Below are 21,476 nucleotides of genomic sequence, written 5' to 3'. Positions count from 1 at the left end.
ACAGCGCATCATGGACTCCTCAACCAACCCGAGGAGCATCCATGACCCCATCCAAAGTTGCCATCGTCACCGGCGCCTCGCGCGGCATCGGCGCCGCCGTCGCCCGCCGCCTGGCGGCAGACGGCTACCGCATCGCCATCAACTACGCCAGCAATACCGGGGAAGCCGAGAAAACCGTCGCCGCCCTGCGCGCCGCCGGCCACACAGCCATCGCGGTCCAGGCCGACGTCGCCCAACCCGATCAAGTGCGCGCGCTGTTCGACACCACCGAGCGCGAGCTGAGCAAGATCGACGTCCTGGTCAACAATGCCGGCATCCTCAAGACCGCGCCGCTGGCCGACACCTCCGACGAGCTGTTCGCGCGCACCTTCGCCATCAATGTACAGGGCAGCTTCAACACCATGCGCGAAGCGGCCACCCGCCTGAATGAAGGCGGCAGCATCGTCAACTTCTCCACCAGCGTGGTCGGCCTCAAGCCGCCCGGCTATGCGATCTACGGCGCCACCAAGGCGGCGGTAGAGACGATGAGCCAGATCTTCGCCAAGGAGCTGCGCGGCCGCCGCATCCGCGTCAACGTGGTAGCGCCGGGCCCGGTGGCGACCGAGCTGTTCTTCGACGGGAAGACGCCCGAGCAGATCGCCCATTTCGCCGGGCTGCCGCCGCTGGAGCGCCTGGGCGAGCCCGAGGATATCGCGCGCGTCGTGTCATTCCTGGCCGGCCCTGACGCCGGCTGGGTCAACGGCCAGGTGGTGCGCGCCAACGGCGGCGTGGTCTAGCCATTTCCGGAGGATTGGGCAATCCTTGCGGAGCATCGCACTCGATTTATAGGTTGTAATAGGCGCATGAATCACCACACCACCAGGAGACCGACGATGCAAGCGATCCGTGAACTCGCCGACCTGATTGCCCGCCATGCGCCCGATGAAGGCATGCACCGGAGCCAGGTGCCGGGCATGTGGCTGCTCCGTAGCGACCGCACCACCGAACCGCTGCACGTGGTGCATGCGCCGGCGGTCTGCATCATCGCCCAGGGAGCCAAGCTGGTGTCGCTGGCCGGCAGCGATTTTCATTACGACCCGGCCAAGTTCCTGGTGGTGTCGGTCGACCTGCCGGTGACCGGCTGCGTCACCCAGGCCAGCGCAGAAGAACCCTATCTGTGCCTGCGGGTCGACCTCGACCCGCAAATGCTGGCCGCGCTCGACCTCGAACTGCCGGGGCGTCCCCTCCCGCGCGCACGCGGAGGAGCATCGTCGCGCGGCCTGTTCCTGAGCGAGACCACGCCCGGCCTGGCCGACGTCGCGGGGCGCCTGGTGCGCCTGCTGGAGACGCCGCAGGACATCCCGGTCCTGGCCCCGCTGCTGCTGAAGGAGCTGCACTATCGCCTGCTCACCGGCGAACACGCCGACGTGGTGCGCCACATCGCGCGCGGCGAAGGCCGCATGGCCCAGGTCACGCGCGCGATCTGCTGGATCAAGGACAACTTCAACCGCCCGCTGAGCGTGGAACGCCTGGCCGGCGACGTGGGCATGAGCTCATCGACCCTGCACGAACACTTCAAGTCGGTGACGTCGATGAGCCCCCTGCAATACCAGAAGCAGCTGCGCCTGCAGGAAGCGCGGCGCCTGATGCTCACCGGCGCCAAGGACGCGGCGCGCGCCGGCCATGCGGTCGGCTACGAGAGCAGCTCGCAGTTCTCGCGCGAGTACGCGCGCTTCTTCGGCCTGTCGCCGGGGCGCGACGCGATGCGGCTGCGCCAGTCGCTCGGCGTTACCAGTCTGCTGCAGGCGATGCGCTAGGCAGCCACCGGCGCACCGCAGACCCGTTCCAGGATGCGCTGCGCACTGAGCTCCTGGATCAGCAGCGCGCCGCCGTTCGCCTTGATCAGGCTGGCCGCCAGCGCGGCGTCGTCGCCCGCCAGTCCGATCGGGGTCGACGCCGCCGGATCGAAGCGCTGCACCGAATGCACGTCGTCCACCAGCAGGCCGACCGTGGTGGCGCCGTGGCGCACCAGGATCACCTGCCCGTCCGCGCGCGGCGCACGCGCACGGCCGGAAACCAGGCGCGCCAGGTCGAACACCCAGACGAAACCTGGTCGCCTTACTTGGCCCACAGGCCGCCCAGGGTCGGCCTCGACGTCCAGCATGCCGATGCGCGCGCCGTCCGTCGGCGGCGTGCGCTTGACCCGCGCGAACGGCAGCGCCTCGATCACGGCCGCGGCGTCCAGCGCCATCAGGGCGCCGGCCAACTGGAACAGCGCATAGTCGCGTCCATGCTCGTGCTCCGACCTCACGTGTTCGGCGCCGGCCAGCGCCGCCAGCTCGCCCTCCTCGCGCACCGGCCCGAAGGATTGCAGCAGCACCGACAGCACCGGCTCCTCGCGGCTGGCGTCGGCGCGGAACTCGCGGTAGCCCGCGGCGCGCGCGCAGGCCGCCACGCAGTAATGGCCGGCATGTTCCACGATGCGGCGCGCGGCGCCGTGCCGCGCCGCCGCGTCCAGCAATGAACGATCGAGCGCCAGCCGCGTTCCGACCGGCCAGGCCGGGTCGGTGCCGCACAGCACGCGGCCGTCGGGGCTGACCAGGAAAGCCTGCATGTCGGCGCGGCCGGCGACCCCGCTGTCCAGCATATTGCGCAGTTCTACCGCGCTGTCGAACACGATGCCGATGCCGCCCACCACCGTCGCGTCGCGCTCCGGATGGCGGATCGCCGCGTGATAGACGAAGGTCGGCCGGCCTTCGTACAGCGCCGATGCGCCGAACGGCTCGGCGTAGTGGTCCATCTCGCTGCGCAGGCCGCACACGGCGCCCAGCGTATCGCTGGCGATGCGGTTGCCCACCACCTCCTGCGAACCGGTGGCGGCCACGATGCGGCCGCTGCGGTCGTACACGAACAGGCGGCTGTAGACCGTGTACAGGCTGTTGATGTGGCCCAGCAGCACGCCGATCGTCTCGGCCTGCCGCGGGTCGTCGCCATCGGCCAGCGCCTGGCGCAGCTGGCCGGCCAGGGCCCACCAGCGGCAGTCGTTGGCGCGCTCGTACAGGCTGCGGTCCAGCATGTCGACCAGCAGCTGGGCGGTGGCGTCGGCCTCCTGCAGGCTCGACGCCAGCACGGTCTGGTACAGGCCCTGGATCGACTGCGAGAACGCCGCGTCGCTGCGCTCGCCCGTTTCGGTGATCTGGTCGAGCACCGGATCCAGGCGATCGCTGCGAATACCTGCAGCGGCGCCGCTGCTGGTCACCTTGCCGTTCCAGACGATGCGCTTGATCGCCTGGGTGGCGCCAAGCACCGACGACATCAGCGCGTGCAGCGCCGGGCTGAAGGTGTGGGCGTGCGACAGCAGTCCCTGCAGCATGCGCGGCGCCAGCTGCGCCGCCGCGTCCGGATGCGCGCCGCGGAAGGCCAGCTCGAGCGGCACCATCACTTGCGCCTTCCAGCCGGGCGGGCCGGGATAGCCCTGGTAGCCCTGCGAGATGCCGGTGGCGACCAGGTATTCGCGGCCGGCGAACAGGCGTGGCGCCAAGTCGCCGTCGAGATTGACCGGCACCCGCACGCCGGGCGCGATCCACAGCGGATCGAGGCTCTTGACGACGCGGTCGTCGGCATCGAGCAGCACCATATTGGCGCGCCGGTCGGCGCCGCCATAGGCCTTGAAGATCGCGTCCAGCTCGTGTTCGAAAGAAAAACTCAGGCACAGCACGCCGAGGATGGCGCCGCTGTCGGGATCGCGCATGGCCTGAGAGTACAGCAGCGCATGCGGCGCACCGGGACGCAGGTCGCTGGCGCGGAAGGTCTCGACATAGCCCGATGCCGCCAGGGTGGCGGCTACGAGGGGGTCGCTGCTCCGCTCCAGCGTGGCGCCGGCATCGGCCCGCACCAGCACCGCGCCTTCCGGCGCCAGCAGCACGATGTCGTCGTACACGGTGTACTTGTCGCGATAAGCCACCAGGCGCCGGCGCGCTGCCTCGCGGTCCGGCGCGTCCCCGGCGGCCAGGCGCGCCAGGAAGCGGCACAGGTCGAGGTCGGCCGCCAGGAAACCCACGTCGGCCGTGCGTTCGAACAGGTTACGCACCAGCAGGTCGAGCGCGTACTGGGCCCGCGTGGCGGCCTCACGCGTCACCTGGCGCACCTTTTCGGACACCATATTGGCGACCAGGTCGCGCTCCAGCTGCACCAGGCCGGTGCGCGTGGCCAGCACGGCCGGCAACAGCAGGCGCGCCTCGAGCGGGCAATTCATCTTCGCGGACGCCTCGATCAGGCGCCATGTCTGGTGTAGCTCATGCAGCGCCGCCTGGCGCTTCACGACATCCTGCATGTAGGGCAGGAAGTTCTCCACCAGACCGGTATCGGGTTCTTGGTTCATGAGAGGAAGAGATAATATTACTTCCCGTTAAGCAAGACGCATGCCATTCAGTTTCGATGGCGTCGTCCCATGGCCACCCTCTCCTATAATCGCGCCATGACCATTTTTTCCCGGCTCCCCGCATGAGCTACCGCCTGGCGATCTTCGACTTCGACGGCACGCTGGCCGATTCCTGGCCCTTCTTTTTGAGCGTCTTCAACGATATCGCCGACCAGCATGGTTTCCGGCAGATCGACGCCGAGCAGGCCGAGCGGCTGCGCCACTGCGGTCCGCGCGACGTCATGCGCCACGTCGGCATGCCGGCCTGGAAGCTGCCGTTCGCCTCGCGCTCCTTCATCGACCGCATGCGCGCCGTCACCGGTTCGGGCCGCATTCCGCTGTTCGACGGCATCGGCCCGACCCTGCACGCGCTCGACCGCGCCGGCGTGCGGCTGGCGATGGTGTCCTCGAATGCCGAGGAAAACGTGCGCGCCGTGCTCGGCCCCGAGCTGGCCGCCCTGATGCGGCAGTACGAGTGCGGCATGTCGATCTTCGGCAAGGCCGCGCGCATCCGCAAGGTGGTGCGACAGGCGAGCACGCCGCCCGCGCAGGCGCTGTACGTGGGCGACCAGACCACGGACGCCGACGCCGCGCGCCGCGCCGGCATCGCCTTCGGTGCGGTCAGCTGGGGCTATGCGCCGATCGAGACGCTGCGCCGGGTGGCGCCTGAGCGCGAGTTCGGCGCGCCGGCCGACCTGCTGTCGCTGGCGCGGCGATAGCGTCCCTCGGCCCGCTTCAGCTGTCGAAGTCGGCGTTGCGCTCGACCGCATCGATGTCCTTGCAGGCCATCGGGATTTCATCGATCGCGCCTGCAGCATCGCAGCCACGCGTGGAGCGCTCCTGTTCGATATGGACGTTCATCCGCGGGGCGAAGGTGGTCCGTACCGGCGCATGATGGCGCAAAACGACAATCCACGCTCCCCGCCTGAATTGGCCCGGCCCTTATCGCTATTGCTATACTCGGCACACTACACTGTTGCATGAATGAACAATGACACTGCCGATGCGCCTTCCCCTCATCCTCCTGGCTCCGCTGCTGCTGACCGGCTGCTTCATCGAGACGGCCACCTATTCCATCGATCCCAATACCGATCACGCGATCACGGTCAGGGTCGAAAAAGAAAATTTCTGGACCAAGGAAGGAACGCTGCGCGTGATCATGTCGCGCCTGCCGGAATGCCAGCGCCAGCTCGAGCTGGGTTCGGTATGGCTGTCGGGTTTGCAGGTCGAGTTGTTCGGCAACGGCAACAACGTGTATACCTTGCGCGCCGACGACCAGGCCTGGCAGATCGACACCACGGACTGCACCGGCCAGGAAGCGCCGGACGCCGACGCCATCACCGGCCTGCCGCTGGGAATCTTCGAACTCGGCGACGACAACAAGCTGACTTTCGAAAAGCCGGAAGCCTCAGGCGACGAGTAATCAACTGGCCAGACAATTCAGGGCCGCAGCCAGCCGCGCCCGATCGGCAGCGCCAGCAGCCGGTGATAGACCAGCTCGAGCGCCGGCAGTGCCCGCGCGCAGGCGGCCTGGGCCAGCGGCGTATAGGCCAGCAGCGCGAAGCCGCCCGACACCAGCAGCGCCCCGATCATGTCTTTCGGCCAATGCACGCCGAGGTAGACGCGCGACCAGGCCACGATCAGCGACAGCGGCAGCATCAACAGTCCCAGGCTGCGCGCCAGCGGCACGCGGCTGAAGGCCAGCACCAGCGCCACCGAGAAGATGCTGGTCGCGTGGTCGCTGGGGAAGGAGCTGTCGGGTGCATGCAGCAGGAAGGTATGGCCGACCTCGGCCACGAAGGGACGCGGGCTGTACCACAGGTGACCGATCATCGCGTTCAGGGTCAGCGCACAGGCCGCCGCCAGGAAGGCGCGCAGCGCCACCTCGCGCCGCGGACCCGTTCCGCTGGCCCACAGCAGCACCAGGGAAAACGGCACCAGGAAAATCAGCCATTCGGCCGCAAACATCGCCCCCAGCAATTGCCAACCAGTCAGATCAGCGTGGGCATTCAGGACGGAAAACAGGATGAGGTTGACGTGCTCGATCATTGCGCGGGGCTATTGATGAAAAATTGATAACTTTTTCCATAGCTTAGCCCATGCATTCCAGCGCACCTTTGGCAAAGTGCAACAGAATGTGACAAAAAGGTGACAGCCTTGACGCGGTGCCTAGCGTTTGTGCAGCAAGGAGCGTAGCTGGGCGAGTTCGGCCTGCCTTCCCGCTTTCTCCAACACACTTTCGAGCAGCGACTGACCGTTCTCGCGCTGCATGGTCCACTGGGTGAAATATTCGTGCACGGTGCGCCAGGGCGGATAGCCGGCCGGCATTGCACGCCAGGTGGAGCCGGTGTGCAAAAAGTACAGCACGGCGCAGAACACATCATACAGATCATGCTTGCGCGGCCGCGTCTTGCGCCGGGCTGCCTCGAGCATGGCGCGTATCGCCTCGAACTGCTCGCGGGGAATATCGCTGGGATAGGCTGGACGATCCATAACTGACCTCCAAAACAACTTGGAGGTCCTGATGTGGAACAGGTTCCCGTTGTATTTACAAGGTAACCTATCCCCGGGATCTCAGTCGCGCGCCAGTGCGAGGAACTCGGTGCGCAGCGCCAAGTTCGGTTGCAGCTCGCCCAGCAGGGTCGAGGTGATGGTTTCTTCGCCGATGGCGCGGATGCCGCGGCTTTCCATGCACATATGGCGGCACTTGACGACGACGCCGACGGCCTTCGGCTCCAGCACTTCCATCAGCGCATTGGCGATCTGCATCGTCATGCGTTCCTGCACCTGCAGCCGCTTGGAAAAGATATCGACCAGGCGGGTCAGCTTCGACAGGCCCACGATCTTCCCGTTCGGCAGGTAGCCGACGGTGGCCTTGCCGAAAAACGGCGCCAGGTGGTGTTCGCAGTGGCTGTAGACCGGGATGCCGCGCACCACGATCAGTTCATTGTATTCCTCGGCGCCATCCTCGAACGCCTTGAGCACTTCCACCGGATCCTGGTCGTAGCCCGAGGTCCAGTGTTTCCAGGCTTTCGCGACGCGCGCCGGCGTTTCGACCAGACCCGGACGTTCCGGATTTTCGCCCAGGCTGGTCAGGAGACGACGCCAGTCGTGTTCGGTGAAAGCTTCTTTGTCAGACATGGTGCACCTTAAAAAAACGATTGCCGCAAGTATATAGGGAAGCACTGTCGCCGGCTGGCGGCCGCCCTATTCTTGAGGAAAATTAAATCCGATACGACACAGATCGCTTAGCGTTGAGCGTGGTTCCAGCCTGGGAGAGCGCTATGTTCGGCAGCACGGTTCTGGAAGTCGCCATCGGCCTGGCATTTTGCTACGGCACCCTGGCGCTGGTCGTCACCACTTTGCAGGAGGCACTGGCAGCAAGCTTCCATCTGCGCGCCGGCATGCTGCAGGACGCCGTCAAGCGCATGCTGAACGATCCCCGCTTCGAGGCCACGGCGCGGGTGCTGTACGCGCATCCGCTGGTCAACCCGCGCGCCGGCGGGCTCGATCCCGGCGCACGCCTGCCCGCCAGGCTCCGGTCTGCGCCAAATCCATCCTACATCGAACCGGCAAACTTCGCGATCGCGCTGATCGACGCCATCCGCGGCAGCCAGGGATCGCTCGAAGCAGACATTGCCGCCTTCCCCGATCCCCAGCTGCGGCGCACCCTGCAGACCCTGTACCTGCAGGCGGGCGGCGACCTGCAGCGTTTCCAGGCGACCCTTGCCGGCTGGTTCGAAACCAGCATGGAACGCCTGTCCGGCGTGTACAAGCGGCGCCAGCTCTTGATCTCGTTCCTGGTCTCGCTGCTGCTGACGATCCTGTTCAACATCGACAGCATCCACCTGTTCCAGACCCTGTGGCAGCATCCCGCCATGGCGGCCCACATCACCGCCTTGCCCGACGGGCTGGACGCCGACTTGATGGCCCAGCTGTGGGTGCTGCCGATCGGCTGGCATACCTTTCCGCCGGTGCTCGATGCCGACTTCGCGCTGCAGGCCTCGGGCTGGCTGGTCACCGCCAGCACCACCCTGTTCGGCGCGCCGTTCTGGTTCGACATCCTGCAGCGCGCGATCAACCTGCGCAGCACCGGCGCCAAGCCGGCTCCGCTCAATGTCGAACAGGCCATGGCGCCCACGCGGGCGCCGGCCACCGCCCGCGCGCCGGATGGCGTGACCGTGGTGGTGGCGCCGGTCCAGTCCTGAGCGCGCTGCCCTGGATGTGCCCCCTGACTTAACGGCCGGGCGGACGATGGGCGTCCACCAGGACGCTCGAGATCGACATCTGAGGCACCCGCTCCGGCCATTCGTCGTCCGGGCCGAACCAGCGCGCTTCCGCGATCTCGCTGGCGTCGACCCGGATCTCGCCGTCGAGGTACTCGGCCGTGAAGGCCAGCATCAGCGAATGCGGGAACGGCCACGACTGGCTGGCGAAGTAGCGCAGGTTGTGCACACGCAGGCCCACCTCTTCGAACACCTCGCGGTGGATAGCTTCCTCGATCGACTCGCCCGCTTCCAGAAAGCCGGCCAGCGGCACGAAGCGCTGCGTCGCATGCTGCAGGTGCTTGGCCAGCAACACCGAGTCGCCCTTGCGGATCAGGACCATCATGGCCGGCGAGATGCGCGGATAGGCCATGTGACCGCAATTGCCGCACTTGAAACAGCGCTCGCCGCCGGCCAGCACGGTGCCGCTGCCGCACACGCCGCAGAAGCGGTGGGTGCGCGCCCACTCGGCCACTTGCGCCGCACGTCCGGCAACACCCACCAGCGCCTCGTCGATCACTCCGAACAGCGCACGCAGGCCGCGCCAGGCATGGCCTGGCGGCAGCGCGGGTTCCAGGTCGAACCAGCCGGCCTGGCAATACCGCCCGTCCAGCAAGCCCAGCGGCTGCAGCGTGTCGGGCGCCACGCCCATGCGCTCCAGCGCCGCCGCGTCCGGCAATGCCGGCCCGTCTTCGCGCACCAGGAGCTGTCCCTTGTGGAACATGAAGTTCAGGGGTTCCGGATCGGGATGCGGCGCGAACAGCGGCGTGAAGGAGGCGGGTGTCTGGAGCATGGTCGGAAGGATAGTGGCCGGGATCCAATGATGATACCGCCTTTCCCGGCAACGTACAGGCGCCGGCCCGGCGCGCCTGGCCGGATTCGCCGCGTGGCCGCGAACTAATCCTGAACGGTCGCGCTCAAAGAATGGCTGACCACTGCATGTTGACGACTGCATGCCGCCCGCTGCTGGCGATCCGGCATGCGACACCGGCTTTCGCCCCCGGTGTTCAACCCGCTGATCCGCCGCTGCGCTAACCAGGAGAAGACGATGGACGATACCCCCGTTGTGCTCGGCATAAACCGCGACCGGCATGCGAGCGTCTGCCTCATGCACGGCTCACATGTGCAATGGGCCATCCAGAAAGAGCGCCTCACGCGCCACAAGCACCACCCTGGAGAACGGGGCGACATGGATGCGTTCTACCTGCCCCACCTGTCCGGGCTCGAGCGACCGCTCGACGTGCTGGTCGAATGCCATGCATCCGGCGGGGCTGCCGACGAGCCGGCCGACGAGCTGGCCAGCGAAGCGAGCGGCAGCGACGGCGCCCCCGCGCTCGTCTTCGCCCGCGGCGCGCGGCGCGCCCGCATCCCGCAGCACCTGGCGCACGTGGTTGGCGCCTTCCACCCGTCTCCGTTCCGCGAGGCGGCGGTGATGGTCGTGGGCGGCCAGGGCAGCCTGGGGGTCGACGGGCGGCGCGAAGTCGCCTCCTGCCATCGCGTCGACCGCGAACGCATCGCCCCCATCGGCCGGCAACTGAGAGGCGATGGCGACCAGCACGCCGCCGGGCTCGGCATGTTCTACGCCAGCCTCACCCAGGCGCTGTTCCCGGGCCAGGACAACGAGGGCAAGGTGACCGACCTGGCGCCCTACGGCGATCCGCACGCGCTCGGCCTGCCGCCCCTCGCGGTCGAAGACATGCAGGTCGCCATCCCGCACGCCTGGCCCGTGCTGCTGCAAGAAGCCGAGCGTTTCCGCTTCGGCTCGCCCAAGGCCAGCTTCACCGATTGCGCCAACCTGGCGGCGGCCGGCCAGCGCGCTTTCGAAGAAGCGCTGCTGGCGCTGGCCCGCTGGCTGCACGGGCGCACCGGCCTGGACGACCTGTGCCTCACCGGCGGCGCCGCCTTCAATGGCGCGGCCAATGCGCGCCTGCTGCGCGAAGGCCCGTTCCGGCGCGTGTTCGTGCCGCCGGCGCCGGGCGCGGCCGGCGCCGCCCTCGGCTGCGCCATCTACGGCCTGCTCGAGCTGGCCAGCCGCAGCGTCGACTTCCGCTGGACCCACGACTATCTCGGTCCGGCGCCCCAGCTGGCCGACATCGAGGCGGCGCTCGATGGCGCGAGCGACCTGATCGTCGAGCATCCGCGCGGGCGCGACGCCCTGTGCGCGCGCATGCTCGACCTGCTGTGTTCGGGACGGGTCGTCGGCCTGTACCAGGGCCGCAGCGAATTCGGCCCGCGCGGGCTGGGCCATCGCAGCATCCTGGCCGATCCGCGCCGCGAGCGCATGCGCGACTGGATCAATGTCCGCGTCCAGGAGCGCGAATGGTTCCGGCCCTTCGCCCCCATGGTGGCCGAAGAGCGCGCGTCCCAGTATTTCGACATGCAGGCGCCATCGCCCTTCATGCAGTTCGCGGTCCCCGTGCGCAGCAGCGTGATGCCGCTGCTGGCGGCGGTCACCCACGTCGACGGCAGCGCACGCCTGCAAACGGTCGGCCCCAGCGACGATCCGGTGCTGCGCGCCCTGCTGGCCGGCTTCGAAGTACGCACCGGGGTGCCGGTGCTGCTCAATGCCTCCTTGTGCGACAGGCACGAGCCCCTGGTCGAGACGCCGCAAGAGGCCGTCGCCACCTTCCGGCGCCTGCCCCTGCACGGCCTGGCCATGCCGCCCTACCTCGTCATGAAGCGCCACGAACCCGGGCTGCCGGCATGATCCGCGGCTATCCACGCCATGCCAGCATCTGGCCCGGCGAACGCCTGCAGCTGCACGTGTCGACCGACCGGCCGCGCTTTCGCGCCGCACTCTACCGCTGGGGCGACGGTTTCGAGCCCGTCATGCGCAGCGACTGGCTGCCCGGCAAGCATGCCGTCGACGCCGGCCCGGCCGACGACTGGCACTGGCCCCACTACTCACTGGCGCTGGGCCCGCCCCTGCGCTCCGGCGTCTACCTGGCCCAGCTCGAAGACGCCGGCCCACGCCCGCCGCGGCTCGATCAGGATGCCGGCGCGGCCCTGTTCGTGGTGCGGGCAGAACCCGATGCCGTGCCCCCTCCCCCATCCGACGTGCACCTTGCAGGCGGCCCGGACGCCGGCCGCCGCCCCGCGCGGCGCCTGTTGTACAAGCTGCCGCTGGCCACCTACCATGCCCATAACCGCAGCGGCGGCGGCTATTACGCGACGGCGGCGCAGCGCGCCGGGATGCCGCTCGGGGCCCGCGTCTCGCTGCGCAGGCCGGGCGGCGGCATCGGCGGCCCGGTCTGGGGCGCCCCCGACCACTACGACTGCCGCTCGCCGCGCCAGACCTTCGCCCACTGGGACGCCCGCTTCGTCCGCTGGCTCGAGCGCAGCGGCTACGCGGTCGACTATTGCACCGACCTCGACATCCATGCCGATCCCGCTCTGCTCGGCCGCTACCGGCTGCTGGTCGGCGCCGGCCACGACGAATACTGGACCGAAGCGCGCCGCGACGCCGTCGAAGCCTTCGTCGAAGGCGGCGGCAACGTCGCCTTCTTCGGCGCCAAGCTGTGCTGGTGGCGCATCCACCTGGTCGACGGCGGCACGGCCCTCGTCTGCCGCCAGGACGGACCGCAGGATGCGCATGACCACTGGTGGCAGCCGGACGGCGCGGCCCGGCCAGAAGACAGCCTGAGCGGCGCCAGCTACCGCCACGGCGGTGGCTGGCGCGACGGCCCGCGCCAGACCGGCGGCTTCCGGGTGCAGGATGCCAGCCACTGGGTATTCGCCGGCACCGGCCTGGCGCAGGGCGAGCGCTTCGGGCACGACACCTGGCCGCCCCTTGCCGGCCATGCCTGCGACGGCGCCCCGCTGGCCGCCTTCGACCACGACAGCGGCAAGGCCACCCTGTCCACCTGGTGCGACCGCGCCGGCACGCCGCACGGCTACCAGGTGCTGGCGGCCTGCCACCTCGACCGCCACTGGCAAGATCTTCCGCCGCGCGAGCGGCACGCCGCCCGCGAGGGCATCCACGCCGCCACCCTGGGCATCTACCAGCGCGGCGGCACCGTGTTCTCGGCCGGCACCACCGACTGGGCGCAAGTCATCGACGGGCCGCGCGACCGCCGCGTCGAACGCATCACGCGCAATGTGCTCGACCGCTTGCTGGCATGAGGCAAGTCCGCTGGCGCAGGCATGGGCCCGCATAGGTAAGGCAACAAGATGGAACATCGGCGAACGACAAGAATTCGCGGCGATGAAAAACGAGAGTGAGAGGAGAAAACCATGCTCCGGCGACCTTTGCTGCATCGTCTTCCGGTCCAGTCCGTCGTGGTATTCCGCGCGCTGCATCTTGGCGACATGCTGTGTGCGATTCCGGCGCTGCGCGCCCTGCGCACCGCCTTGCCCAAGGCCCATATTTCCCTGGTCGGGCTGCCCTGGGCAGCGCAGTTCGTCCACCGGTTTACCGCCTATCTGGATGAATTCCTGCCGTTTCCGGGCCATCCCCTGCTGCCCGAGCAAACCGTCCACCAGGACGACCTGCACCCGTTCTATGCGACGGTGTGCGCGCGCGAATTCAGCCTGGCCGTGCAGCTGCACGGCAGCGGCGACATCGCGAACCACATCGTTTCCGGCTTCGGAGCGACCGCGATGGCGGGCCACAGCCGCGGCAAGCCTTTGAGCACCGAAAAGACCGTCCTCGTCCCCTACCCCGAGACGGGCGCCGAGCCGGAACGCCTGCTGCACCTGGTCGGCCAGCTGGGGGCGCCGGTGGCCGGCACGCACCTCGAGTTCCCGATCCTGCGCGAAGACGAGGACGAGCTTGCCGCCAGCGGCCTGGTGGCAGGACTCGAGCCAGGCAGCTATATCTGCGTGCATCCGGGAGCGCGCCAGCGCGACACCTGCTGGCCGCCGGAACGCTTCGCCAGGGTGGCCGACCAGCTTGCCGACGAGTTCGGCATGCGCGTCGTCCTGACCGGATCGGCGGACGAGGCGCCGCTCGCCCAGGCGGTGGCCGATCGCATGCATGCGCCCGCCATCGTCGCCGCCGCCCCGATCTCGATCGGCGCCATGGCCGCCCTGATGAGCCGCGCGCGCCTGCTGATCTGCAACGACACCGGGGTGTCGCACATCGCGGCCGGGCTGGGGCTGAACAGCGTGGTCATCTTCAGCAAGGCCGACATCGCGCGCTGGGCGCCGCTCGACCGCCTGCGTCACCGCTGCATCTGGGATCCCGGCGCCGAGCGCGCCACCGTCGTGCTGCAGCATGCGCGCACCCTGCTCACCGGCGCCGAACCCAGCAGGCAACGGGCGGCGGGGATGTGGCCATACTGGTGAGCGCAGTCGCCTGGAGCGGCCTGTGCTGCAGCCATTGCGGCCGTTTTCCGCGCCGCCGCCAGCAGTGTCAGGCCTGGGCCAGCGACCGGTGTGCAAGCGCTCTGGATGCGCTCGCCATGCCGGCCGGTGCGACCGGCGGTGGGGATTGCGGGCCTGCAGCCAGCTTGAAGACGCTGACGCGCGCTGCAAGTCCCGCAGCACTGTCCTGCAGCGACTGGGCGGCGCCGGCGGCCTCCTCGACCAGCGCGGCATTCTGCTGGGTTCCCTGGTCCATCTGGCTGATGGCCTGGTGGATCTGTTCGATCCCAGCGCTCTGCTCGGCGCTGGCGGAAGTAATCTCGCCCATGATGTCGGCCACACGGCGCACACTCTGCACGATCTCTTCCATCCTCGCGCCCGCCTGGTCGACCAGGCGGCTGCCGCTGTCGACCTTGCCAACCGAATCGGTGATCAATTCCTTGATTTCCTTGGCGGCGCTGGCCGAGCGCTGGGCCAGGCTGCGCACTTCGGTCGCCACGACCGCGAAGCCGCGGCCCTGGTCGCCGGCCCGGGCCGCCTCGACCGCGGCATTCAGGGCCAGAATATTGGTCTGGAACGCAATGCCGTCGATCACCGCGATGATGTCGACGATCCTGCGCGCCGACGCGTTGATTTCACCCATCGTACCGATCACTTCGGTGACCACGGCGCCGCCGCGGATGGCGACGTCGGATGCCGAGGCCGCCAATCCATTGGCCTGGCGCGCGTTTTCCGCATTCTGGCGCACGGTGCTGGTCAGTTCCTCGACGGAAGCGGCGGTTTCTTCGATCGCGCTGGCCTGCTGCTCGGTCCGCGCGGACAGGTCCAGATTGCCCGCAGCAATCTGCGTGGAAGCGGTGGCAATGGTGTCGCTGCCGTTGCGCACGTCGCCGACGATGCTGGCCAGGCTCGCCGTCATGTCGCGCAGCGCCGTCAGCAGTTGACCGAACTCGTTGCTCGAATCGACATCGATCCGCAAGCTCAAGTCGCCTGCAGCCACCCGGCGCGCCACGTCGACAGCCTTCGACAGCGGAACGCCGATCGCGCGCACCAGATAGATGGTGGCGCCGCATGCCAGCAGAACGGCAAGCAGGATGGCGCCGATAATAATCAGGTTCAGCGTCCACAGTTCCGCGTGCAGCTGCTCGCTCTGCTGCTTGTTGCGTTCGCTCATGAAGGCATCGAGGCTTCTGTAGGTCTTCATGGATTCGGCGTAGACCGGGTTGATTTTCTTCCCGAGCATTTCGTTGGCCAGGTCCCACCGGCCATCCTCGATGGCGCGCATGGCCTCACCGACCAGCGCCATACCAAAATTATTGCTGACGTCCGCCCATCGCTCGATCTCTTGCCGCGTCTCGGCACGGACGATGCTTGCGCGCAGATTGGCGATTTCCTTGCGTAATTCCTCGCTGTTGTTCGATACGAACTGACTATGAACCGATAGTGGGTGGTTATGGAGCGCTGCAAACCGGTTTTCCGGGTTATGTTGCAACGCCTGTAGGATATGACTGCGATTCATTTCCATACGCAGTTCGATACTTGCAACAGCAGTTTGCTGATTGGCTGAGCGCAGAGCGAGATTTTCAAGCAGATCCACCGCGCGTTGGGTCGAATAAAAGCCGATCGCGCCAACGGTAATGGTCAGCAGGATGAGCACGCTAACCACGGCAGTGATCACGTGCTTGATACGTAGATTGTTCATGTTGGGAGAGGAAGGAGGAAGGCGATTGCCGACAAGCGTTGTATTCTCGCTTGAATTCTCACCAATTTCCACACAGAAACCCACCTTTTCGTCCAGAATAGCTGTCACTCAGTCGAAATTGAATGTTTATGGATAAGTTGTCATCGCTGGTCGGTCGTCAGTCCTTCAATGCCCGTATTTTTTTCAATGGAACGTTTTGCGACGGCAATCGCTTCACCGGAAACGGGATGTCGGGCCAACTGCATCTGGTGCGTTCCGGGCCGGTAGACTTCGTGCATGACGACGGTGGCATCGTTTGCATCACGGAGCCGAGCCTGCTGTTTTACCCGCGTGGCGACAATCACACGCTGCAGGTGCATCCCGGCCATTCCGCCAACCTGCTGTGCGCGCACATCACGTTTCAGGATGGGTTGAACAATCCATTGGCGCGCGTGCTGCCATCGTGTCTCGTCATTCCCCTCGAAGAAATCGACGGGCTGCGCAACACCCTGGAGCTTCTGTTCGATGAAGCCGGCAAGGATGACTCCGGTTCAGAAATGATCGTGGACCGCCTGTGCGATGTGCTTCTCATCCAGGTTATCCGCCGCGAATTCAATAGTGGCAGGTTGTCGGTAGGCTTGCTGGCCGGGCTGTCGGACCGCCAGTTGTCCCTGGCGCTGGCCGCTATCCACGAGCGGCCGCAAGAGCCATGGAGCCTGCAGTCGCTGGCCCAGGTCGCCTGCATGTCGCGCGCCGCATTTACCGAACGCTTTCGCGACGTGATGGGTGTCCCGCCCGGCGAATACCTGACGCGCTGGCGCATCGGCGTCGGCACGCGCCTTCTGCGCGAAGGCATGCCGGTCAAGCAGGTCAGCAGCCGCACGGGTTACACCAGCCCATCCACCTTCACGCGCGCCTTCACGACGATGATGGGGGCATCGCCGCGCGAGTGGCTCAAGCAGGCTGCCAGCTGATCCCGATGCCACGAACGACAACGCAGACGGTCCTTGCGGATGCGTCTGCGTTTTCACTGATCGGCAGCCATCGGGATCGCACCCAATGGCTGACTGCGTGGCTTACTTCAGCAGGCGGGTGCGGCACGCCACCACGGCGATCACCAGGGACAGGCCGCCGACGTAGGCGATGGCTGCCTGCATGCCGACGAAGTGGGCGACGGCGCCGATTGCAGGCGGACCCATCAGGCTACCGCTGTAGGCCATGCTGGCCACTGCCGCCAGGGCAGCCGGGCCCTGCGCGCCGGCGGCGCTGAACACGAACGGGAACACCAGGGCCAGGCCGACGCCGGCGATCGCGAAGCCGCCCAGGGCAATATAGGCGTTCGGCGCCAGCACCGCGAAGAACAGGCCCGATGCGGCGACCAGCGCGCCCGAGGTCACCAGGCGCTTGGCGCCGTAACGTTCCTTCATCCTGTCGCCGACCATGCGCGACATCAGCATCATCATCGAGAACGCGGACAGTGCCAGCGGCGCCAGGCCGTCCGACGCGCCGAAGTGCTCTTTCAGGAACACGCCGCTCCAGTCGGCGATACTGCCTTCGGCCATCGAGCCGAAGAAGCCCAGCAGACCCAGCAGGACGAGCGGACCACGCGGCAGCGCGAACTTCTTCTTTTCGACCTTCTCACCGACTTCATCCGCCTCGAGCAGGTTGACGGCGAGCCACAGCACCACGGCCAGCGGGCCGGCCAGCATCAGGAAGTGGGTGGCCGGCGCGATCTTCATGCTGGCCATCAGGCTGCCGAGGGTAGCGCCCACCAGACCACCGGCACAGCACAGGCCATGCAGGCGCGACATTTCCGACTTGCCACTCTGCTTTTCGCGGCGGGCGGCGGCCGAGTTCATGGCGACGTCGAAGGTGCTGGCCGTGATGCCCAGCATCAGGACCGCCATCATCAGGCGCGACACGTCCGGCGCCATGCCGATCGAGACCAGCACGCACAGCAGGGCGAGGCCCGCGATCATGATGGTCTTGCGCGCGCCGAAGCGGCCCATCAGAAAGGATGAGATCGGGTACGAGATCACGGCGCCGAGGCCGCCGCACAGCAGCACCATCGACAGGGCGGCGTGCGAGACGTTGACGCCGGCGGCCAGGGCCGGGATGCGGCCGGCCCACGAGCCCATGATCAGACCGAACAGGGCGAACACGACCGGCAGCGAGAACAGCTGGGCTTGTGCGAGTACGGAAGAAGAACGACGTGGAACTGAAACAGTGGTTTGCATGAAAGCGCGAAATGTTAAATTATTTGAGGTCTGAATGAATTGCCAGAGTGCTGATTACAGCCCGGACGCGTGTGAAATATTTACGTCAGGAAGCTGATGGACGGCAATTCTAACGACCTTTACTTGCTTTCGTTTTCCGCGCGGAAAAATATTTTCAGACGTTGTATTGCGCTGACGCAAAGAAGACAACTTACTTGATAGGAAGGCATGGGATCTTGATAAACCGGCACTAAACTGGCGTGTAGAAGTGAGTAAATAGCGGAAGTTGTAAGCAGTTATTACTGAACTTTTTACCCCATGCATCGATGCTCACCGAATCCTCCGATTGACGCGGCGCAGCAATTCCGTGTAAAAACGAACCGATTTTGTTGAGATTTCAGCAACTCATCAGTGGTGGAATACTGCACTCCCCGTCGCGCGACGTTTCGCCATTTTCCATGCGCCATTTACGGTTGAGTTAGCTTAAAAACTGCCGCCCAATTGTTAAATCCATTGAATGGCGGCGACACCGAATGCATGGCCCGGCGAGCGCGGCGATAAAAAAAGGCCGCCCTAAGGCGGCCCAGGCAGGGGTCAGCAAGCGTTACTTGGCCAGGTGTTTCTTCAGTTCGGTGCCTGCTTGCAGCACTTGCGAACGCACGCCCGGCACGGTGGCCAGCGGATTGAGCAGGCCGAAGTCGTGGATCATGCCGTTATAGCGGGTGACGGTCACGTCGACACCGGCCTGGTCCAGCTTGCGGCCGTAGGCTTCGCCTTCGTCACGCAGCACATCGTTTTCGGCGGTCTGGATCAGCGCCGGCGGCAAGCCCTTCAGTTGTGGCAGCGTCGCTTGCAGCGGCGAGGCATAGATTTCCTTGCGCTTGGCGGCATCCTTCGTATAGCTGTCCCAGAACCACTTCATCATATTGCGGCTCAGGAAGTGTCCGTCTGCAAACTGCTTGTACGAGCCGGTCTCGAAGTTGGCATCGGTCACCGGCCACATCAGCACTTGGTAGCGGAGTTTCGGGCCACCCTTGTCCTTGGCCATCAGGGTCAGCGCAGCCGCCATATTGCCGCCGACGCTATTGCCCGCCACCGCCAGGCGGCTGCCGTCGATATTCAATTCCTTGCCATGTTCCGCCACCCACTTGGTCGCGGCATAGATCTCGTTGATCGCCACACCGTATCCGGCTTCCGGCGAGCGGGTATAGTCGACGAAGACCGCCACCGCACCCGAGCTCTCGACCACGTCGCGCACCAGGCGTTCGTGGGTCGGATAGTCGCCCAGCACCCAGCCGCCGCCATGGATGAACATGAAGGCGGGAAGCACGCCCTTGACGCCAGCCGGACGCACGATCTTCAGCTTGATCTGCTTGCCGTCGACGGTGATCACCTTGTCCGAGACGTCGGCCGCCGGCAGATTGACCTTGACGCTTTTTTGCGCGCCTTCCAGCACCTTGCGGGCGTCGGCCGGCGACAGCTGTTCGATCGGCTTGCCGCCGCCGGAGTTGAGCGCCTTCAGGAATTCGGCGGTACGGCGTTCCACGGTGGGCTCGATGTCGGCGGCCGCAGCGGCGCCATAGGTCAGGGCCAGGGATGCGGCGACGAGGGCTTTGCTCAGGGTGTTCATGGTGCTTCCTTTCTTGTTGGGTTGGATCGGGCGGGGCCGTCTGCCACATTAGCAGCGCGCCGCAGGCCTTGATTGCATAAACGGATCATTCGGTGGTGGCGATGGATTAGCGATTATATTCACGATTAAATCGCACACTACCTATTCATTCTGGCTACTTGCTTATTAACGTGGTTCCGTCCCCCGGTTTCCCCGGGGGAGCGGTGCATCACACCAATTGCAGGGTCACGTCGATATTGCCGCGGGTCGCGTTCGAGTACGGGCAGACGATGTGGGCGCGGTCGACCAGGGTTTGCGCTTCATCGGCCGGCACGCCCGGCAGGCTGATCTTGAGGACGACTTCGATGCCGAAGCCGGTCGGGATCGCGCCGATGCCGACGCTGCCTTCCACCGACACGTCAGGGGAGATTTTCAGCTTGTCGCGGGCCGCGACGAATTTCATGGCGCCCAGGAAGCAGGCCGAGTAACCGGCCGCGAACAGCTGTTCCGGGTTCGTGCCTTCCAGGCCAGCGCCGCCCAGTTCTTTCGGGGTGGTCAGTTTCACGTCCAGCACGCCGTCCGAGGAAACGGCGCGGCCTTCACGGCCACCCGAGGCTTTGGCGCTTGCACGGTAGAGGACTTGTTCGATTGCCATGATAAAACTCCTTGTCTTGGTCGGCGGCGCTTGCCGCCATTTTCATTAAATCGCTATTTAATAGCGCGCTATATAAATGGTTTGCTGCCTTGGCCCGCCGACCCGTTTGCTTGTCCGTTCGGCGCTGCCATGGAAAGCATATTACATAGCTCGCGATTTAATTGCAAGCGATTTTTTACGCCGAGTTGTTACCGCATGTAACTGCGCGCCGGCATGAGGCTCACAGCAACCTGACCGATTCCCTCACGATCAGGCTCAGCTGCGGCACCTCGCCTTCCGGCTGTTCGTGCGCCAGCATCGCCAGCATGCGGCGTCCGATGCCGATCCCGGCGTCGTACAGCGGTTGGCGCACCGTGGTCAATGGAGGCGTCGTATACATCGAGCTTTCCAGGTCGTCGAAGCCGACCAGCGAGATGTCTTCCGGCACCCGGATATTGCGCCGGTACAGGGCCAAGCGCGCGCCATACGCGGTCAAGTCGTTGGCTGCGAAGATCGCGGTGAAGCGCAGGTTGGCGGCCAGCAGCCCGTTCAGCGCCAGCAAGCCGCCGGATTCGCTGAAGTCGCCCGCCACCACCAGCCGCGGATCGGCCTCGATCCGGTGCTTGGCCAGGGTGTCGTGGTAGCCCGCCAGGCGCGCCCGCGCATCGCGGTGGTCGTCAGGGCCGGCGATGTGGGCGATGCGGCGGTGGCCTTGCGCGATCAGGTATTCCACCGCCTCGCAGGCGCCGCGGTAGTTGTCGAGGCAAAAGCCGTGGGTGCGCGCGCCCTGGACATCGCGCCCGAAGGCGACGATCGGCACCCGCTTCGAGAAATCGAGGATCTGCTGGTCGCTCATATTCCCGGTGAGGATGGCCACGCCATCGACCCGGCGTCCAATCAACAGCTCGACCCGCTCGGCTTCTTCGTCGGCATGCCAGTGCCCGCTCATGATCAGGAGCGCATAGCCGGCCGCCTTGACCGCATCCTCGATGCCGACCATGGCGCGGTTGAAGTAGCCGCTCTCGAGCGACTGGGTCAGCACGCCGATGGTGCGGGTGCTGCCGATCTTGAGGCTTTGCGCCAGGCGGTTCGGCTTGTAGTTCAGTTCATCGATGACGCGCTCGATGGTACGGCGCTTGTCCTCGGACACCTTGGCGGTGCCGTTCAGGAAGCGCGACACCGTGGCGGGAGAAACGCCGGCAGCGCTGGCGACCTGGTACAGGGTGCTGGTGCTGCTCTCGACGTTTTTCATGAAGCGTTCCGGACCCATTCAAGGCAGATAGTTGCTTGAAGTATATCACCGATACTCACCCGGAAAGGATAGAAAGAACGGCCTCATGAAAATCTTTCATAAAGCGGCCGTCGTTG

19 protein-coding genes and 1 pseudogene are annotated in these 21,476 nt (G+C 66.1%); 9 read left to right on the top strand and 11 right to left on the bottom strand.

Going from position 1 to position 21,476, the window contains the following annotated elements; genetic code table 11:
• The first annotated feature begins 41 nt into the window (after positions 1-41).
• Positions 42-776, top strand: coding sequence for an SDR family oxidoreductase (locus DIR46_RS14850; RefSeq protein ID WP_109345925.1), 735 nt, complete (start codon positions 42-44; stop codon positions 774-776).
• A gap of 96 nt (positions 777-872) precedes the next feature.
• Complete coding sequence (locus tag DIR46_RS14845) at positions 873-1,796, top strand: AraC family transcriptional regulator (RefSeq protein ID WP_109345924.1); 924 nt, start codon at positions 873-875, stop codon at positions 1,794-1,796.
• Here the strand turns inward: DIR46_RS14845 and DIR46_RS14840 are convergent.
• Positions 1,793-4,360 (bottom strand): chemotaxis protein CheW, encoded by a 2,568-nt coding sequence (locus DIR46_RS14840; RefSeq protein ID WP_109345923.1) that lies wholly within the window; start codon positions 4,358-4,360, stop codon positions 1,793-1,795. The genes DIR46_RS14845 and DIR46_RS14840 overlap by 4 nt on opposite strands.
• Positions 4,361-4,482: 122 nt before the next feature.
• On the opposite strand from DIR46_RS14840, the gene DIR46_RS14835 reads away from it, so the two are divergent.
• Positions 4,483-5,118 (top strand): HAD hydrolase-like protein, encoded by a 636-nt coding sequence (locus DIR46_RS14835; RefSeq protein WP_109345922.1) that lies wholly within the window; start codon positions 4,483-4,485, stop codon positions 5,116-5,118.
• 16 nt (positions 5,119-5,134) lie between these two features.
• Here DIR46_RS14835 and DIR46_RS27280 read toward each other — a convergent pair whose 3' ends face one another.
• Positions 5,135-5,260 carry an RtcB family protein gene (locus DIR46_RS27280; protein ID WP_162819520.1) on the bottom strand — a complete coding sequence of 42 codons (126 nt, stop codon included), beginning with the start codon at positions 5,258-5,260 and terminating at the stop codon, positions 5,135-5,137.
• Between the two features lie 142 nt (positions 5,261-5,402).
• Between DIR46_RS27280 and DIR46_RS14830 the strand changes: the two genes are divergently transcribed.
• Complete coding sequence (locus tag DIR46_RS14830) at positions 5,403-5,822, top strand: hypothetical protein (protein WP_229446264.1); 420 nt, start codon at positions 5,403-5,405, stop codon at positions 5,820-5,822.
• 17 nt (positions 5,823-5,839) lie between these two features.
• On the opposite strand, the gene DIR46_RS14825 is transcribed toward DIR46_RS14830, so the two are convergent.
• The 3 genes and pseudogenes from DIR46_RS14825 to folE form a co-directional block, all read right to left on the bottom strand.
• A complete protein-coding gene (locus tag DIR46_RS14825) occupies positions 5,840-6,448 on the bottom strand; it encodes a phosphatase PAP2 family protein (RefSeq protein WP_109345920.1) in 609 nt (202 codons plus the stop codon).
• 168 nt (positions 6,449-6,616) lie between these two features.
• Positions 6,617-6,892: pseudogene (locus DIR46_RS14820) on the bottom strand (transposase); the annotation flags it as partial.
• An 81-nt stretch (positions 6,893-6,973) separates the two neighbouring features.
• A complete protein-coding gene (gene folE / locus DIR46_RS14815; RefSeq protein WP_109345918.1) occupies positions 6,974-7,540 on the bottom strand; it encodes a GTP cyclohydrolase I FolE in 567 nt (188 codons plus the stop codon).
• Positions 7,541-7,683: 143 nt separating this feature from the next.
• On the opposite strand from folE, the gene DIR46_RS14810 reads away from it, so the two are divergent.
• Complete coding sequence (locus DIR46_RS14810) at positions 7,684-8,607, top strand: hypothetical protein (RefSeq protein WP_109345917.1); 924 nt, start codon at positions 7,684-7,686, stop codon at positions 8,605-8,607.
• 28 nt (positions 8,608-8,635) lie between these two features.
• Here the strand turns inward: DIR46_RS14810 and nudC are convergent, their stop codons facing one another.
• On the bottom strand, positions 8,636-9,457 hold the full coding sequence (gene nudC, locus DIR46_RS14805) for an NAD(+) diphosphatase (protein WP_109345916.1): 822 nt from the start codon (positions 9,455-9,457) through the stop codon (positions 8,636-8,638).
• A gap of 255 nt (positions 9,458-9,712) precedes the next feature.
• Between nudC and DIR46_RS14800 the strand changes: the two genes are divergently transcribed.
• From DIR46_RS14800 to DIR46_RS14790, 3 genes are all read left to right on the top strand, one after another.
• Positions 9,713-11,371 carry a carbamoyltransferase C-terminal domain-containing protein gene (locus tag DIR46_RS14800; RefSeq protein WP_109345915.1) on the top strand — a complete coding sequence of 553 codons (1,659 nt, stop codon included), beginning with the start codon at positions 9,713-9,715 and terminating at the stop codon, positions 11,369-11,371.
• On the top strand, positions 11,368-12,786 hold the full coding sequence (locus tag DIR46_RS14795; RefSeq protein WP_109345914.1) for a N,N-dimethylformamidase beta subunit family domain-containing protein: 1,419 nt from the start codon (positions 11,368-11,370) through the stop codon (positions 12,784-12,786). Before DIR46_RS14800 ends, DIR46_RS14795 begins: the two co-directional genes overlap by 4 nt.
• A 111-nt stretch (positions 12,787-12,897) precedes the next feature.
• Positions 12,898-13,950: a glycosyltransferase family 9 protein gene (locus DIR46_RS14790; RefSeq protein ID WP_109345913.1), complete on the top strand. Its 1,053-nt coding sequence runs from the start codon at positions 12,898-12,900 to the stop codon at positions 13,948-13,950.
• A 67-nt stretch (positions 13,951-14,017) separates the two neighbouring features.
• Here the strand turns inward: DIR46_RS14790 and DIR46_RS27640 are convergent, their stop codons facing one another.
• On the bottom strand, positions 14,018-15,670 hold the full coding sequence (locus DIR46_RS27640; protein ID WP_109345912.1) for a methyl-accepting chemotaxis protein: 1,653 nt from the start codon (positions 15,668-15,670) through the stop codon (positions 14,018-14,020).
• Positions 15,671-15,792: 122 nt separating this feature from the next.
• On the opposite strand from DIR46_RS27640, the gene DIR46_RS14780 reads away from it, so the two are divergent.
• Positions 15,793-16,623, top strand: coding sequence for an AraC family transcriptional regulator (locus DIR46_RS14780; protein WP_109345911.1), 831 nt, complete (start codon positions 15,793-15,795; stop codon positions 16,621-16,623).
• A 102-nt stretch (positions 16,624-16,725) separates the two neighbouring features.
• Here DIR46_RS14780 and DIR46_RS14775 read toward each other — a convergent pair whose 3' ends face one another.
• The 4 genes from DIR46_RS14775 to DIR46_RS14760 form a co-directional block, all read right to left on the bottom strand.
• A complete protein-coding gene (locus DIR46_RS14775) occupies positions 16,726-17,886 on the bottom strand; it encodes an MFS transporter (RefSeq protein WP_109345910.1) in 1,161 nt (386 codons plus the stop codon).
• 583 nt (positions 17,887-18,469) lie between these two features.
• Positions 18,470-19,495 (bottom strand): alpha/beta hydrolase, encoded by a 1,026-nt coding sequence (locus tag DIR46_RS14770; RefSeq protein WP_109345909.1) that lies wholly within the window; start codon positions 19,493-19,495, stop codon positions 18,470-18,472.
• Positions 19,496-19,703: 208 nt separating this feature from the next.
• Positions 19,704-20,129 (bottom strand): organic hydroperoxide resistance protein, encoded by a 426-nt coding sequence (locus DIR46_RS14765; protein ID WP_109345908.1) that lies wholly within the window; start codon positions 20,127-20,129, stop codon positions 19,704-19,706.
• A gap of 220 nt (positions 20,130-20,349) precedes the next feature.
• Positions 20,350-21,360 (bottom strand): LacI family DNA-binding transcriptional regulator, encoded by a 1,011-nt coding sequence (locus tag DIR46_RS14760; protein ID WP_229410097.1) that lies wholly within the window; start codon positions 21,358-21,360, stop codon positions 20,350-20,352.
• Between the last annotated feature and the right edge of the window lie 116 nt (positions 21,361-21,476).

This window comes from Massilia oculi (assembly GCF_003143515.1).
GTDB classification, from domain to species: domain Bacteria; phylum Pseudomonadota; class Gammaproteobacteria; order Burkholderiales; family Burkholderiaceae_D; genus Telluria; species Telluria oculi.
Note: the sequence above shows the minus strand (reverse complement) of the source record. Positions and strands in the feature narration are given on the sequence as shown.